The organism is Arthrobacter silvisoli (assembly GCF_003369445.1).
Classification (GTDB): Bacteria; Actinomycetota; Actinomycetes; order Actinomycetales; family Micrococcaceae; genus Arthrobacter; species Arthrobacter silvisoli.
In genome coordinates this window covers 1-14,148 of record NZ_QRCU01000073.1, presented here as the reverse complement: position 1 = coordinate 14,148, position 14,148 = coordinate 1, and the positions used below count along the sequence as shown (strand labels likewise).

General features: G+C 60.5%; 13 protein-coding genes. 6 read left to right on the top strand and 7 right to left on the bottom strand.

Translation table 11 applies throughout. The features are described from left to right. Positions 1-4 precede the first annotated feature (4 nt). Both DWV11_RS16335 and DWV11_RS16330 read right to left on the bottom strand, forming a co-directional pair. Positions 5-307 carry a hypothetical protein gene (locus DWV11_RS16335; protein WP_115789978.1) on the bottom strand — a complete coding sequence of 101 codons (303 nt, stop codon included), beginning with the start codon at positions 305-307 and terminating at the stop codon, positions 5-7. A gap of 83 nt (positions 308-390) precedes the next feature. After that, a complete protein-coding gene (locus DWV11_RS16330) occupies positions 391-2,577 on the bottom strand; it encodes a PxKF domain-containing protein (RefSeq protein ID WP_115789977.1) in 2,187 nt (728 codons plus the stop codon). A 409-nt stretch (positions 2,578-2,986) separates the two neighbouring features. On the opposite strand from DWV11_RS16330, the gene DWV11_RS16325 reads away from it, so the two are divergent. After that, positions 2,987-3,985 carry an ABC transporter substrate-binding protein gene (locus DWV11_RS16325; protein ID WP_115789976.1) on the top strand — a complete coding sequence of 333 codons (999 nt, stop codon included), beginning with the start codon at positions 2,987-2,989 and terminating at the stop codon, positions 3,983-3,985. Between the two features lie 589 nt (positions 3,986-4,574). Here DWV11_RS16325 and DWV11_RS20170 read toward each other — a convergent pair. Beyond that, positions 4,575-4,799, bottom strand: coding sequence for a hypothetical protein (locus DWV11_RS20170; RefSeq protein ID WP_168404734.1), 225 nt, complete (start codon positions 4,797-4,799; stop codon positions 4,575-4,577). A 13-nt stretch (positions 4,800-4,812) separates the two neighbouring features. On the opposite strand from DWV11_RS20170, the gene DWV11_RS16320 reads away from it, so the two are divergent. The 5 genes from DWV11_RS16320 to DWV11_RS16300 all read left to right on the top strand — a co-directional run bounded on the left by DWV11_RS16320 (position 4,813) and on the right by DWV11_RS16300 (position 10,315). Next, the gene (locus tag DWV11_RS16320) at positions 4,813-5,241 is read left to right on the top strand and encodes a hypothetical protein (RefSeq protein WP_245953736.1); all 429 of its coding nucleotides are present in this window, start codon (positions 4,813-4,815) and stop codon (positions 5,239-5,241) included. A gap of 494 nt (positions 5,242-5,735) precedes the next feature. Next, on the top strand, positions 5,736-7,796 hold the full coding sequence (locus tag DWV11_RS16315) for a KAP family P-loop NTPase fold protein (RefSeq protein WP_115789975.1): 2,061 nt from the start codon (positions 5,736-5,738) through the stop codon (positions 7,794-7,796). Continuing rightward, the gene (locus DWV11_RS16310; protein WP_245953734.1) at positions 7,793-7,999 is read left to right on the top strand and encodes a hypothetical protein; all 207 of its coding nucleotides are present in this window, start codon (positions 7,793-7,795) and stop codon (positions 7,997-7,999) included. The genes DWV11_RS16315 and DWV11_RS16310 overlap by 4 nt, the downstream gene beginning before the upstream one ends. 646 nt (positions 8,000-8,645) lie before the next feature. After that, positions 8,646-9,761: a helix-turn-helix domain-containing protein gene (locus DWV11_RS16305; RefSeq protein ID WP_115789974.1), complete on the top strand. Its 1,116-nt coding sequence runs from the start codon at positions 8,646-8,648 to the stop codon at positions 9,759-9,761. Continuing rightward, positions 9,758-10,315: a hypothetical protein gene (locus DWV11_RS16300; protein WP_136017927.1), complete on the top strand. Its 558-nt coding sequence runs from the start codon at positions 9,758-9,760 to the stop codon at positions 10,313-10,315. The genes DWV11_RS16305 and DWV11_RS16300 overlap by 4 nt, the downstream gene beginning before the upstream one ends. Positions 10,316-11,068: 753 nt before the next feature. On the opposite strand, the gene DWV11_RS19950 is transcribed toward DWV11_RS16300, so the two are convergent. From DWV11_RS19950 to DWV11_RS16280, 4 genes are all read right to left on the bottom strand, one after another. Then, positions 11,069-11,326 (bottom strand): hypothetical protein, encoded by a 258-nt coding sequence (locus tag DWV11_RS19950; RefSeq protein WP_136017926.1) that lies wholly within the window; start codon positions 11,324-11,326, stop codon positions 11,069-11,071. Between the two features lie 72 nt (positions 11,327-11,398). Further along, complete coding sequence (locus DWV11_RS16290; protein ID WP_136017925.1) at positions 11,399-12,112, bottom strand: hypothetical protein; 714 nt, start codon at positions 12,110-12,112, stop codon at positions 11,399-11,401. Positions 12,113-13,014: 902 nt separating this feature from the next. Continuing rightward, the gene (locus DWV11_RS20675) at positions 13,015-13,236 is read right to left on the bottom strand and encodes a DUF2188 domain-containing protein (RefSeq protein WP_115789970.1); all 222 of its coding nucleotides are present in this window, start codon (positions 13,234-13,236) and stop codon (positions 13,015-13,017) included. Positions 13,237-13,395: 159 nt separating this feature from the next. Beyond that, complete coding sequence (locus DWV11_RS16280; protein WP_115789969.1) at positions 13,396-14,022, bottom strand: hypothetical protein; 627 nt, start codon at positions 14,020-14,022, stop codon at positions 13,396-13,398. Positions 14,023-14,148: the final 126 nt, after the last annotated feature.

The window sequence follows — 14,148 nt, the reverse complement described above, 5'->3', positions numbered from 1 at the left end:
CGTGTCAAAGCATTTTAGCGCGCAAGGATCCCCGATGGTCCGCCGCAACCCCGGCCAGCGCAGCGGCCAGCACGTGCTTCTTGCCGGGGCCAATCTCCACGCCCCAATCGCGGGCGATGGTGCCCACCGTCCAGGCGACCACTTCCGCCAGGGACAGCTCCCTGAGCAGCAGGGACATCGCCCGGTCCGCTTCGGCGTCGTACCCATCCTCGGGGAACCAATCCCCGCCCGACCCGAGTCCGGCGACATCGCTTTCAACGAAAGCGCGCCGGACGGCCTGCCGCAGCAGTTCGTGGTCCTCTTTCATGTGGTCCTCCGTTCGTCATTGATTCCCTGAAACACACACGAAGGCCCGGGGTCATGCCCCAGGCCTTCGTGCGAGCTGAGCTCCTACTTCATCTTGAAGTTTGCGTAGATGCTGGAGCCGTCGGCTGTCCTCATGGTCAGTTTGTAGCAGGATCCCGGGGTGGCCGGGGTCTTCCAGTTGTAGATGAACTGACCGCTGACGGAGTCGTAACGGAGCGAGGTGTTGCCCGTGGACGTCAGCTCGATGTCGTCAACCGCGGTCAAGGTGCAGGTGATCTTCGTGGCGCTCATCGTCACCACGCCCGGATCGGTCAGCTCGGTGCTGCCTGCGAACACTTCGAACTTCGCCGGGACGGTGCTGCCGCCCTTGACGGTGTTCAGCACGCCGTTCATGTCGATCGGCTGGTAGAAGCCCTTGAGCGTCCAGGCCATCACCGTGTACGTCTGCTGGGCGGTGGAGGTGCGGCCCGCGTTGTCGGTGGCCGTTGCTGTCAGCGTGTGCGTGCCCACCAGGTTGGAGTAACCGGTGACGACGCAGCCGGCCGGGCCGGAGACATCGTCCGACGCCGTGCACGTGGGTGCCGCAGCCACGGAACCGAAGTATGCGTTGCCCACCACCGAGTCGAAGGACGCTGTGGGGTCCGTCTTGTCGATCTTGAAGCTGCGGCTGTCCGCGCCTGCGGCGGTCACGTTGCCGGCCTCGTCGGAGAAGGCCGGGCTGGCGATCGCGACGTCGGATCCCTCGCCGGAGGAGGTGGCCGTCTGGGTGGCCGACGCCGGACCGGAGGTCGCGTCCGTTCCCGTGAAGGTGGCGGTGACATCCGAGGTGTACCAGCCGTTGGCGCCCAGGGTGCCGCTCGCGCTGGTATATTCCACGGACGGTGCCGTCTTGTCGATCTTGAAGCTGTGGCTGGCCGCACCGGCTGCCGTCACGTTGCCCGCGTTGTCTTCGAACGCCGGGCTCTGCACCACAACAGCGGAACCTTCGCCGCTGCTCGCGGCCGTCTGCGTGGCCGACGCCGGGCCGGACGTGGCGTCCGTTCCCGTGAAGGTGGCCGTGACGTCCGAGGTGTACCAACCGTTGTTGCCTGCCGTGCCGCTGGCGCCGGTGTACTCAACGCCGGGTGCGGTCTTGTCGATCTTGAAGCTGTGGCTGACCGCGCCTGCCGCCGCCTCGTTGCCCGCGTTGTCCGAGAACGCCGGGCTCTGCACGACGACGGCGGAACCTTCGCCGCTGCTGGTGGCGGTCTGCGTCGCGGAGGCCGGGCCCGACGTCGCGTCCGTTCCCGTGAAGGTTGCGGTGACGTCGGAGGTGTACCAGCCGTTGTTGCCTGCGGTGCCGCTGGCGCTGGTGTACTCGACGCCGGGCGCCGTGGCGTCCTTCTTGATGGACACGGTGACCGGACCGGCGGAGCCGCCCGCGCTGGTGGCGCTGCAGTTGTAGTCCGCGGACACCTGGTCAACGCTGACGAGCTGGTCCGTGCAGCCGGTCAGGGCCAGGGTGCTGGGCGAGTCTCCTTCGGTGACTGTCCAGTCCAGGTACACCTCGCTGCGGTACCAGCCGTTGAGCCCGTCCGGTGCCACGGGGCTGAGGGTGTAACTGATGCCGGGGGCCGTGGCGTCAACGATGTTGTAGGTGACCGAACTGGAGGCGTGGAGGCCGCCGGCGTCCGTGTAGTCGCAGCTTGCCGTCTGGCTTCCGACACCGGTGGCGGCGTCCGGTCCGCTGATCGCGTTGAGCGTGGCGGCGAAGGTGCTCGGGCCGTCTTCGGTGTCCGTGACGTTGCAGACCGCGGCCGGGACGGCGCCCTTGGAGTAGGAGGAGCCCGCCGCTACGCCGGTGATGTTCAGGGTCGGTGCGGTGTTCGACGGGGCCGGGGCTGCGACATTGACCTGGAAGGTGGCCGGGGCGAGGTTGAAGGTTCCGCCCGTGGTGTTGGAGACGACAGTTGCGCTGACGGTTGTCGAACCGGCGGTCAAGGGGGTCACCGTGACCTGCTTGGTGTCACCGCAGGAGGTGAAGGTGACGCTGGACGGGCTGACCGTGGCCACGGAAGGCTGGCTCGAGCCCAGGTTGAGCGTCAGGATCGTCGCCCCCGTCAGGTTGCAACCGCTCTTGCCGTCGCCGCCGGTCGGCTGCACTGCCAACACGGTGACGCCGTTGGCTCCGCCGGCGTTCAGCGGCATGATTTCGGCGACCGAATCAATGGTGCCGTCGAGGTTGTTGTAGATGTTGTCGGCCCGGGCGATTCCGGCCGCGCCCAGGAGCAAGGCTCCCGTGGCCAGTGCAGCCGCCGCTCTCCGAGCTGTTCTTCGTAAGGTTCCCGGCCTTCCGGGCGCGTTTTGACAGGCTGCTACAGGTCCCATTTTGGTGCCTCCCCAGACTTGATGCAGCCCCCGCGGCCGCAGCGTGGTCCCACCGTAGGACCGGGCCTGTAGGGGGCACACGCGTAATCCACACCTGTCTTTCTCCAGCGGGTACTCGTCTTTTTCGGCGTTTATTTCGCCGCACTACTTGGTTCGTTGTGCGGCGGGTGCCGATTATGACCTTCGCGGACCCGCGGTTAAGCCCGGTTTCGCCCTGTATCCAAGCGTTTCAATCGCCTTTGACCGGCCTGTTTTGGCTGCCGGATAGTTGCACCGACAAGCAATCCGTTCAGCAGAAAATCAGAGGTATCCCATGGCTATTTCGGCTTCAAAGACAGGCACGGCGTTCGTGCTGGTGGCAGCGGCGGCACTCGGACTCGCGGCCTGCTCCGATCCGGGCGCCACGGCAGCCCTGGGCTCCCAGGGTGCGGCAGCGCCGTCGTCGTCCGCTGCGACCGTTGGCGGCAAGACCTTCAACCTCAGCCCCCAGCAGGACCGCCTCCCGGTGACCGTTGATGCTGCGGCAGCGGCGCTGGTTCCGGACGCCATTAAGGCGGACGGCAAGCTGACCGTGGTCACCACGGGCGGCACCGCGCCGCTGAGCCTGTTCGCCACGGACAACGAGACGCTCATCGGCAACGAGGTGGACCTGGCGTACGCGGTGGGCGAGACGCTGGGCCTGCAGGTGGAGGTGCTGCCGGTGGCGTGGGCGGACTGGCCGCTGGGCGTGGCGTCCGGCAAGTACGAGGCCGTGCTGTCCAACGTGACTGTCACGGAGGAGCGCAAGGAGAAGTTCGACTTCGCCAGCTACCGCACCGACCTCCTGGGCTTCTACGCGAAGAGCGATTCTTCGATTGGCGAGGTGAAGGAGGCGAAGGATGTGGCGGGCAAGCGGGTGATCGTGGGCTCGCGCACCAACCAGGAGGCGATCCTGGTGCGCTGGGACGAGGAGAACAAGAAGAACGGCCTGAAGCCGGTTGAGTTCCAGTATTACGACGACGACTCGGCCTCCTCGCTGGCGATCCAGTCCGGCCGCGCGGACCTGACCTTCGGCCCGAACGCGGGCGCCGCGTATAAGGCTGCGAAGGACGGCAAGACCAAGCAGGTGGGCACGGTGAACGGTGGCTGGCCGCTGAAGGCCGACATCGCGTTTACGACCAAGAAGGGCAACGGGTTGGCGGTTGCGGCTCAGGCTGCTCTTAACGTGCTCATCAAGAACGGGACGTACGGGAAGATCCTGGACCGCTGGGGCCTGTCTTCGGAGGGTATTGCCAAGTCGGAACTGAACCCGCCGGGGTTGCCTAAGAAGTAGGTCTGTCTCGGTCGCGTGTGGCGACCTACGGCGGCCCCTGGCCGCGGCGAAAGCGGCCCTGGCGGCGCGGGAGGTTTTCCGTGCTGCCGGGGTCGCTTTCGTCTTCGTTATTTCAGTGGCCAACCACGCAACCTGTTGTCGGCAACGACCGATAATCGACCTTCCGTCAAGCTGGCACGGGGTGACAACAACCAAGAGGTGATCGGAGCGTTATGAGGGGGACAGCCCGTTCGGACCCGGCCATTACCTGCTCGGCTCGTCGAAATCCCCTTGGTCTTCATCCTCGACAACAATCTCGACTACCACGAAACCGTACCGTCCGGAGCACTCGATTTCGAAGAATTCCGTGTGATCGTCTGGCATGAATCCGGTTTCATTGGTGATTTTTGCCTCGGCGTCCTGGCCGGCGCGGTTACTACGAGACCGTCCAAGTGGGTTGGCAAGTTCATTGCCTTCACGTTCTTGAACAGAACATCGACCCGCGTCGTGATTTCCTCCGACTTCGTACTTCGCAGGAGTAGCTGCCTATGATTGACCGTGTACACCCAGATCTGGAAGACACGGCCGGGCCGGTCTATCAGTCTCTGCGTCATGGGTTTTTTGTGAACGGATTCGGCACTTCACGCCCGTTCTCAACGAACGTGGTGTCGCCCAACCTGCCAGCTTCATACAACCGTGCCATCTCCCATTTCAATGTATCGGGTTGATCCGGCCGCGCCTGGTAACCCATCCAGCCCGCGGCGTCTGACACGACCTCGCTTGTTTGCCTAACGAAGTCGTTCCAGTCCCAGTCGTCCAGGCCAGTGAGGTACATGGAGGTTAACCTCATGACGCCCGACGGCCGGCCGGTCGCGCATGAGAATGACCCGGGCAACATCGCTTGGCGGCCGCCGTCGCAGGTTGTCGGATGGCGGGTCGCCTGCAGCTGTGATCCCTTCCGGAAGCACGTCATCCTAGATCCTTTGTGGACGCGTGTCTGGGATCCGGTCGATGAGGACCTGGCCGCAGGGCGCGTCTACGCCGGACCGCCGGTCAGCGTCGACGCTGCTGACATGGGCGACCGGAAGGACCTGGAGTCGCTGTTCCTGGATGTGTGGCAACGGCATGTCGCCCCGGATCTGTCGGTGCACACCATCCGAACCCTGAGCCAGAGCCTGAAGGATATCGAATCCAAGCTCGACGGTGCCGTGGCGACCGCCAGGGCCTCGGGCGTCTCCTGGGACAAGATTGGACGAGCGTTGGGGATCAGCCGATAGGGGGCCCAAAACGCTGGGAAAGTATGCCCACTGCCGGGGCCGACTGACCCCATGACCCGACGTGCCGAACTGGCGGTACGACAAACCGCCCCTTTTAACTTTGGGGCATGCCTTCCGGCCCTCGATGCACCATGAGTTTTGCGGCCCATGCCCTGCGATTCCTCCGCCGCCGTGGCCCGTACCATGATCGCCCTGCTCGGGTCCTCAGGGGCCCATACCTTCTTGCAGAAGCATCTCTGCCCGTCTCCGCGTGTCTTGCGAGCCTTTGGATTGAGTCAGGGCCCTTGGGGTACGGCCGCACTGGATGCCCTGTCCTGGTCTTGATCGCACTGAGCCGAGCGTTCGCCGCCTCGCGGTCGGTTCATGCCGTCCAAACTGGCGCCAATTTCCTGGCGACGGTTCGGCTGAGTCGTACGACATTGTCCGTCGAACCCCCTTAGCCGCAGATAGAGTCCCTCTGACAACGTATTCATTGCTTTGGGGAAAGGGTATACATGACTCGCGGAGACAACCCGATTGAGAGCCCGAATGAAGACCTCTTCGGGAGGGCCAGCCTCGCCGAAGAACTACACAATCTCCTGGATCTACTGCCATCTCGTGAAGGCCACGTGGTGGCCCTCACGGGGGCTTGGGGCTCGGGAAAGACATCACTCCTGAACCTAGTCCGGCCGTTGTTCCGTGACGAACGCATCATTCTTGATTTCAACCCATGGATGTTTTCGGGGACAACGCAGCTCGTCGACACCTTCTTTCGCGAGCTCGCGGCACAACTCCGGCTCCGAAGTAACGCCAAGCTCGACAAAGTTATTGATGCAATCGATAACTACAGTTCGCTCCTAACCCCATTCGCTTGGGTTCCAGGCGTCGGCTGGATGTTCACCCAGTGGAAGGCTCTGACGGGGGCTGCCAAGAAGATTCGCGAAAACGCGAAGAAGAGCGTTGTTGAGCAAAAGGCGCAACTAGCAAAGGCTCTCTCTGAGCTTGAGAACCCGCTTCTGGTCTTCATAGACGACATTGATCGACTGTCCCAGGGAGAGATTCAGGACGTCTTCAAGTTGGTGCGACTTACTGCCAACCTTCCAAACATCGTCTACGTCTTGGTATATGACCGGGCGCGGGTAGAAGCTGCACTGACTGGCGCTGGAATTGACGGCCGAGCGTACTTGGAAAAGATTGTTCAGACAACCATAGACCTGCCCGCCATCCCGCAAGGGGCGATCAACCAGGAGCTCGGGCGATCACTTCAGGAGCTGGTGGATGCTGTAGGCGATGTCAAATTGTTTGATGCGAACCGCTGGCCCGATACTTTCGCGGAAATTGTTTTGCCGCTCGTGGGAAACATGCGGGACGTCAAGCGGTACTGCTCATCTGCCCAGTTGGCAGTCGCGACACTGAAGGAAAGAGTTGAACTCGGTGACGTACTTGCTCTAGAGGCAGTTCGCACTTTTAGACCTGATCTTGTTAGTCGAATATCACAAATAAGATCCAGCCTTACCCAAACAGTTTCTCTTTACAACATGGGAAATAGCGAGTCTCCCGTCGCGAAAGGTGAAATAGAAGACCTCATCAATCTATGCGGAGACCAACACGACTTGGGCGAGGCGATCATCAAGCGGTTGTTCCCGGCTGCCCGGCGCTATATAGAAAACAATCACTACGGGTCTGAGTGGCTCGACACTTGGCTTCATCAGCGCCTTGTAGCGCATCCGGACATCCTAGAACTATATCTCGATCGTGTTGGCTCGAAGAAGCTTGCGGCTTTCGGTCACGCACAGACGGCCTTCGACCTCATCACAGACGCGACGAAATTCGAGTCATACCTTCGATCTCTCGATCCACTGGAGCTAGAAGATGTCATATCAGCATTTCGATCATTCAAAGCTTTTCCAGAAGACGGAGCCGTAATTTTCGTAGTTACGATCATGAATATACTCCCGGATATTCCTGAACGGCCGAGAGGTATGTTCGACCTTGGAGCCCGCATCGTTGCTGGCGGCCTCTGCTTTCGCATCCTGTCCGGGCTGGAAACCGAGGAAACCAGAGAAGCTGTGGCAAAAATGGTCATGCCACAACTGACCACCCTTTCATCCAAATTCGAGCTCCTCGAGATTCTTGTTCCCGGGGAAGACGATGAAAAGAAGCTAATCTCGGACGCTCTGGAAAGTCACCTCTTCGAAAGCCTTGCCGACCAAGTAGAAATGTCCACATCGGCTGAGCTGGCGCATGAAGACCAGCTTCTACGGCTTCTTTACTTACCGAAACGGCTTGGTCGCGAGCCTATCTCCCTCTCCTCTAGGAAGGAAACCTCTTTTACGGTTGCAATGATCAGGAAGGCTTGCTCTGAGTCCATCGGACAATCAATGGGAAATAGAGCCATTAGGCGGACGCTGCGGCTTAACTGGGAGACCCTCGTTGAGCTCTACGGCACCGAGGAGGCTCTACTAGACGCGCTTGTGTCGATAGACGCCACAGAGGTGCCAGCAGACGACGTTCAATACGTCTCCCTTGCCTTTGAGTATGCTCAGGGCAACCGGCCGAAGGACGACGAGTGGTGACCCGGCCGCTGCACACCGTCGGCACCCTGAGCCGGAGCCTGAAGGATCTCGAAGCCCACCTCGACGACACTGTCGCGTCCGCCAGGGCGTCGGGCGTCTCCTGGGACAAGATCGGCAGGGCCGTCGGAATCACCCGACAAGGAGCACAGAGGCGCTGGGAGGCGCTGTCCGCGGGCGCCTATCCCGACTCGGCCCGCGAGTAAGCGTGCCCCAGTCTGGGTTAGCTCAGCCCAAATCCGAAAATGATTCCGGTTTGCAGAGCCCGCCCTCCATGGGGGATTTCACGCGTTCCACCTACTGCCGGCAATACATGCGATGGAGCCGTAGGTAGCGGGATATTGGTCTGAATCGTTAGGAAGCGTGAAGTACACGCCGTGCTCCAGGATCATTGCGCCACTGGTCCAGCGGGCCCTGGACTGCGCGGCGCTGACACTGCCCAACCTCAACGCTTTGGCACCGCGGATGCTCGGCATCGACGAACACACATCGCCCCGGATCAGACCCTCCACACCATCCGCACCCTAGACCAGGACTTAACGGAGCTCGAAACCCAGCTCGACGCAGCCGTGGCCAGCGCGCGCCGCCGGAGTCTCCTGGGACAAGATCGGCAGGGCCGGCGGGATCACCCGCCAGGAAGCCCAGAAGCGTTGGGAAGCGCCCACTCCCCCGGACCATGCCGATTTGCGACGGACATTCTCCTCGGATAGTTCGGATCACCCCGCGACTGAGGAAATGGCCGACTTATCGCTGGGTTCAAGTCGGTGCGCCGGATCCCGAGGAGCCGGTGAAAGCGTGCGATCAGGCCTTGCCCGGCTTGGGAAAATCCCAACTACTGTCTAAGCTTAACCCATGGAATCTGTGGGGGATCGAGTTCGAGCGCAGATTGAATCGCTCGGCATGAAGCAAGTTGACGTTGCCAAATCTGCAGGCATGACCCCAGATGCCCTGAGCAGGGCACTGCGGGACGAGCGACAATTCAAACTGGTGGAATTGGCCAGCATTGCCGATTTCGTTCACGCTTCGGTCCATTGGCTCATTACTGGAGATCGGGATCCGTACGAGCTGAAGCTCAGCGCCCGGCACGATTACGATCGCAACGCGCAGGCGGACGTACCACACGACTGGAACCACGCTGCACGGATCGCTGGGGATGTCGCTTTGGCATATGCGCAAGTAGGCTTGGGTCCCCGCGAGACCCAGACGTCTTTGCCGTCCTATTCATCAGCCAAAATGGCCGCAAGGCACATCGCGGCACTGCTGTCCGACGTTCGCGGCGACCAGAGGCGCCCATATATCGAAGATTTTCCTGGCGCCGTTGAGGCAGCTTTGGGGATCGACGTGTTTATCGTCGATGGTGAACCAATGTTCAAAGCCTATTCCGCCGCGTCCGATGGACTAACGTTCATCGTTGCTCATACAGGAGGTTCATGGTTCCGGATTAACTGGAACCTTGCCCATGAACTGGGGCATATAGTCCGCGGCGATCTTGCGTATAGCGATGAAGAACGATACATACGGGCGGACGAGGCTTGGGCGAATGCCTTTGCGGCGGAGCTTCTGGCCCCTGAAGAAACCATCAGAGGGTTCGACTGGGGAGGTGCAAGCGAAACCGACCTAGCCCACATGGTGCTGGGAATGGGCGTCTCCACAGAGACTGTTCGCAATCGCCTGACAAGCCTGAAAATCCAGCCTCGAAGCGGTGCTCTCGTGGCAGCCGTAGAGAAAACAACCCACGAGCTCGCTCGTCAAGTACTCGATTCCGATCGGCTCCTGCAGCAAACGAATCGATATCAAAAGCCGCGGTTTCCTCGTCGCATCGTTGAGGCGCACACTAGGGCGGTTCAGGACGGTAAGACAGACGGCCAGGTCCTCGCGTGGATGCTCGGTGCGGCCGTGGAAGATGTAAATCCGGGCTGGAATAGCGTCCACACCGTGAGTGGTGCCGCCCTGGCTGCAGCCCTGTGAGCGGTGAAATCCGTTTTGTCTTTCCAGACACGTGCCTGCTAATGAACTTTGCGGCGGTCGATCGATTGGACATCGTGAAGAATACTCTTGATGGGCGTGGCGAGTGGGGAGAAACGGTATGCGATGAGGTCGCCCGCTGGGGGCAAGATCCGAACTTTGGACCCCTCGCGCAGGTCGCCTCATTCATGCCGCCGGCGATCATCCCGACATACGACGAAATGCTTCATGCCCAGCGAATTAGGCTGGGTTTCGCCCAACCAGGCGACGGGCCTCGCAAGCACCTGGGTGAAGCGGAGACCCTAGCCCTCATCGAGTCCCAGTTTGACGCCACAAGAACGATCGTTTTCACCGAAGACAAGCCCACCGCCGTTCAATGCACCAGACGAGGTGTCGCCACCGCCGGGACACGAGCCCTTCTCGAGGCGGCAGCACATAAGGGTTTGCTGACGTGGGCAGAAGCTGACAGCGTCGCGTTGGCGATCAAAGCGGCAAAGAGGCCGGTTCTGGGTTATCCGCCACCCATCCGGCAGCCAATTCCACGTCTCGGGAACTGATCCTGATGGCAGGATGGCCGCGGAGTAGTTCGATACAGACGACAAAACAGGGACCATTTGTGCACGGCTGGAGTGGTGCGGCGTGAACGGGAGGATGCCTCGGGTCATTTGGGAGAGTCTCGACGGTGAGACTCAGTTCGCCACAGAGTTGACACTGACTGGGCTCCGGAGGCTGTGCTCCGTTCCTACAGCACCCGACCTGCCTCCATGGGGTGGCTCCGATTTGAACTATGCGCTTCATGTCGGGTTGTACTCCTACGCGTCTGGTCTGGAACGTTTATGCAGGCTGGCTATCGCCTGCAACGGATATGCGACTAATGGCAAGTTCCCCAGCCTCCGCGAATACTCGCACAAGATCGGGATCCTGCTGGACGCAGTTGACGCGTTACCGTTACCTCCATCGAGCCCGGGCTCCTCGGAGCGGGAGGCGAAGTACCTCGTCCGGCCGGCGGACAGCCTCGACCCCGAGCTTATGGGCGCGGTCGAGCGGTTGCCAGCGGAGCAGGACGGTACGAGCATCTGGATGTTTTGTGGAACGACAACGCTGAGGTCAACACCTATAAGGAATGGTCCGCCCTTGCGGCGAGAGCTTCGGTCTCCAAGGAAGTGCGGGATCTAATCTCACTCAAGGAAGCGATGGCATATGCGATCGAGTCGGAACTAGCCGAAGACGGGCTTGAATCAAGCGCAAGGACTGTAATGGAAGACCTGGAGCTACCCCTGTGTGTGCCTTCGGTCGGCGTGGTGCTCAGCCTATTCAGGAAGGTCCGCTGGGTCTAAACAAGTCTTGATGTTGCCAGCTACTACACCCATCAGGATCTCCCGATCCTCGGTGAAATCGTCTCTCCAACCTTCATCCATGCGCCAGAGGACTTTTTCAACGACAACATAGCCAGATTTTCCGACCATTCTGTTATCGAAGAGGAGTTGGCGGAGGTTTACGTACGGATTAGAACACGCGAGGCCGAGACGGACGATGACTTCGATGAGATCGGGGTCGAGACGTAACATGTCTCCGAAATCGAACTCGATTTCCAGTGCCTGAAAGGACCGGGCTCGGCTGCAAGGCTCGCAACCGTATCGTCAGGTAGTCTCCGTCTTAAACTCCGGCCAGTCTTCGGCTACTCCCTCCACTGCGGAGGCAACGGCCACGATTGTTTCAGGTGACATCAGCATGGCCTGGCTGGGAAGGTTTTCATGTGAACCAACGTTCATGCCTAGCAATTGCCCCCGTCCATTAGTGACTGGACCGCCGGAATCGCCTTCTTCTCCTTCAGGAATCATGAATCGGAGCGGCCCAGCCTGCATTGTGGTAAAGCCTGGGGTGACGACGAGGCTGGGAAAGGTGCTTACCTTCCGTCCGAGCATGGTGACTGCAGCACCCACTTCGTGGTCGCCAATGTTGGCCGGCAGGTCGAAGTCGCTGTACAGCTCCGCGACTGGGTGGTCGGGAGGGATCGGAAGCAAGATGATGTCCGCAATTCTCCCAGGCCTGTCCTGACGCAGGTGGTATTTGAAAAGCGGAATGCGTCGGGCATCGGAGTCCTCTGTAAAGAGTTCAAACGATGCTATGCGCTTGGGAAGGTTATCTTCCTGATCTACCTCCACCGTGTCAGCAAGATAAATGCTGTCTGGCCACAACGACCATTCGGCCCTTGGCGCGAGTTCCCGGTCGCCGATGTGGGCCGTCGTAACCAGAAAGAGTTCCCCACTTATACGGGCAAGGAATCCACTTCCAGCTGTCCATGCGTCTTTTACGGGCGCCATCAGAGGAACCACCATGCTGTTATTGCTCACAGGGTGAACCGTACACGAAATGTTACAAGCGAAGCGCATTGTGGCAGAGCCATCGACCACCTCAACGGTGCACTACCAGCACCTATCGAGGATTTCCGTCAAATAGTCAGCTGGCCCGCGCAGGTTAGAGCCCAAAGGGCCTAAGCCTAGAGATGCAGTTGGCCCAAGATGAGGCCAAAATCAACGATGGGTCCTCAGGTCAAAGGCTTGCCGCTTCGGCCTTCCGCTCAAATTCTCGTGCACGCTCCAGCCTCGGAAACATCCTAAGGGCTGATGCTCCCCACTCCGACGGATTCGGAGTGTCTCTCAGCGCGTTGACCCAACGTTCTAGTACTTGCACTTCCGCGGCGTATTCTCGTCGCTGACGGAAGATGATTGCGGCCTGCCATGTGTACCACGGAGCCGGAAACGGGCCCTGATCCAATTCGGCGGCATCAATGCATTCGAAGAGAAGCGTGAGCGCTTCCTCCGTACGGCCTTGGCGCTTCAACTCCGTGATGCGCTCCACCCAGTGGGGATAGGGACGGCCTCTTACGGTCGGAAGAGTCGATTTGCTCGCTCTCGATCCACGATCCTGAACGGGATGCTTATGCATCGAACTGCACCAGCCGATGGAGTTCCATGTGATTGCATGCGGCCACGGCGATGTTGTAATCCCTCAGATCCACGGGTGCAGTCTAACGGCCCTCAACGAACGACCTGAACAGGATGGACCCTAGCTCCCAGACGAGAGTTCCATCCTTTACTTTCTCTACCTGCTGAACACCACGGGCCCCACCACCGGCCCAAACCTGCCGAGCGCGTGGCGCCGGCGCCGGCCCGGTACTCCAACAAACCGTGGGCGCCGGTTCCAGTCCCTTTCGACGACCTCCCTCGAGAAGGGCCTTCCTTGGTTTGCCAGATCAGCCGCGAATGTTTCGAGGATCGTTTCCCGGATAGATGGTGTCCTTCGTGCGGACCGCCCCGTCGGTACCATGAACAAAGAGCTCGCCTCCTCCATTGGCTGCGAGGTAGTCCCGTGCGGCGTTCCAAGCCACGCCCTGGGTAAAGTGCCGGGACTTCTCTACGCCGTACACTTTCACGAACCACATTCCCCCGGTCGGTACAACGTGTGCTGTTGCCATTTCCTTGCCCCCTTCATGGTTGTGAAGCTTCACCCTACTGCGTACGGCCCTCGCCCGAAACAGGTAGCCGTGGAGAGCCGTATCTCGACGGTGGGGAACCAAATCCCCCGGTGGAAGAGGTCATTTGGGTGCCGTTTGAACATTTGGCCGAACTTGAGGTTAGGGAGCGCTCCTGAGGACGCTCTGCAGTTCCTCGCATTCCTCCATGGTCGCAAGCAACTCGTAGGCGATTTGTCGCATCGACATCGCGGCGGGGTCGCCTGTCGGCCGATGCCCTTCGGCCAATGGGTCCAGGTGTGAGGTACCCGTCCCGACCCACATTGCCAATCCCTCATTCACAAAACGCGCATAGCCTTCTTCGAGGCCCTTCGGATCCACGTGGGCGCCGCCAGCACGATTGGCCATTTGGCGGATAAGCTCCCACCTGCTGTAGCGACCCCGATTGGGCAGATCCATGATGGGATTTGTCCACCACGACTCGAAGGGTAGGCGGTCCTTGCGGCCCGGGACCTGCCGCAGCGACGCCACATATCGGGCCCGGCCCTCCTCGACGAGCACGGCAACCAAGCCGTCCTGACCCATAGATGCAAAATGGCGGCTGCCGTCTTCGAGTTCGTACTCGAGTTGGATATTCGGGGCGCCCACAAGGACCGTGGTGTTGGCAAGCGAAGTATCGACGAACTTCAGTTTGTCCTTCAAGCCGAGTTGCTGCAGAAGCGAGACACTCGTGGGCTCTTTGCCGGGTGGCTGGTGGTCATACAGCAGTACCCGGACATTCGTTGCCATTGTGAGGCTCTGTTCCACATGGCCCGCGTCAAAGATTTGCGACGCTGACTGTGACAGGTTTGTTTGGCCCCGGTAGGACGGTTATTTCTGGCCCCACTTCCTGACTCGCCGGTGTGGTTGTGACGG

What these genes read in the sequence shown, in the direction of transcription:
- DWV11_RS16335 (WP_115789978.1), bottom strand. Translation starts at nt 307, where the DNA reads ATGAAAGAGGACCACGAACTGCTGCGGCAGGCCGTCCGGCGCGCTTTC.
- DWV11_RS16325 (WP_115789976.1), top strand. Translation starts at nt 2,987, where the DNA reads ATGGCTATTTCGGCTTCAAAGACAGGCACGGCGTTCGTGCTGGTGGCA.
- DWV11_RS20170 (WP_168404734.1), bottom strand. Translation starts at nt 4,799, where the DNA reads ATGTACCTCACTGGCCTGGACGACTGGGACTGGAACGACTTCGTTAGG.
- DWV11_RS16320 (WP_245953736.1), top strand. Translation starts at nt 4,813, where the DNA reads ATGACGCCCGACGGCCGGCCGGTCGCGCATGAGAATGACCCGGGCAAC.
- DWV11_RS16315 (WP_115789975.1), top strand. Translation starts at nt 5,736, where the DNA reads ATGACTCGCGGAGACAACCCGATTGAGAGCCCGAATGAAGACCTCTTC.
- DWV11_RS16305 (WP_115789974.1), top strand. Translation starts at nt 8,646, where the DNA reads ATGGAATCTGTGGGGGATCGAGTTCGAGCGCAGATTGAATCGCTCGGC.
- DWV11_RS19950 (WP_136017926.1), bottom strand. Translation starts at nt 11,326, where the DNA reads ATGTTACGTCTCGACCCCGATCTCATCGAAGTCATCGTCCGTCTCGGC.
- DWV11_RS20675 (WP_115789970.1), bottom strand. Translation starts at nt 13,236, where the DNA reads ATGGCAACAGCACACGTTGTACCGACCGGGGGAATGTGGTTCGTGAAA.
- DWV11_RS16280 (WP_115789969.1), bottom strand. Translation starts at nt 14,022, where the DNA reads ATGGCAACGAATGTCCGGGTACTGCTGTATGACCACCAGCCACCCGGC.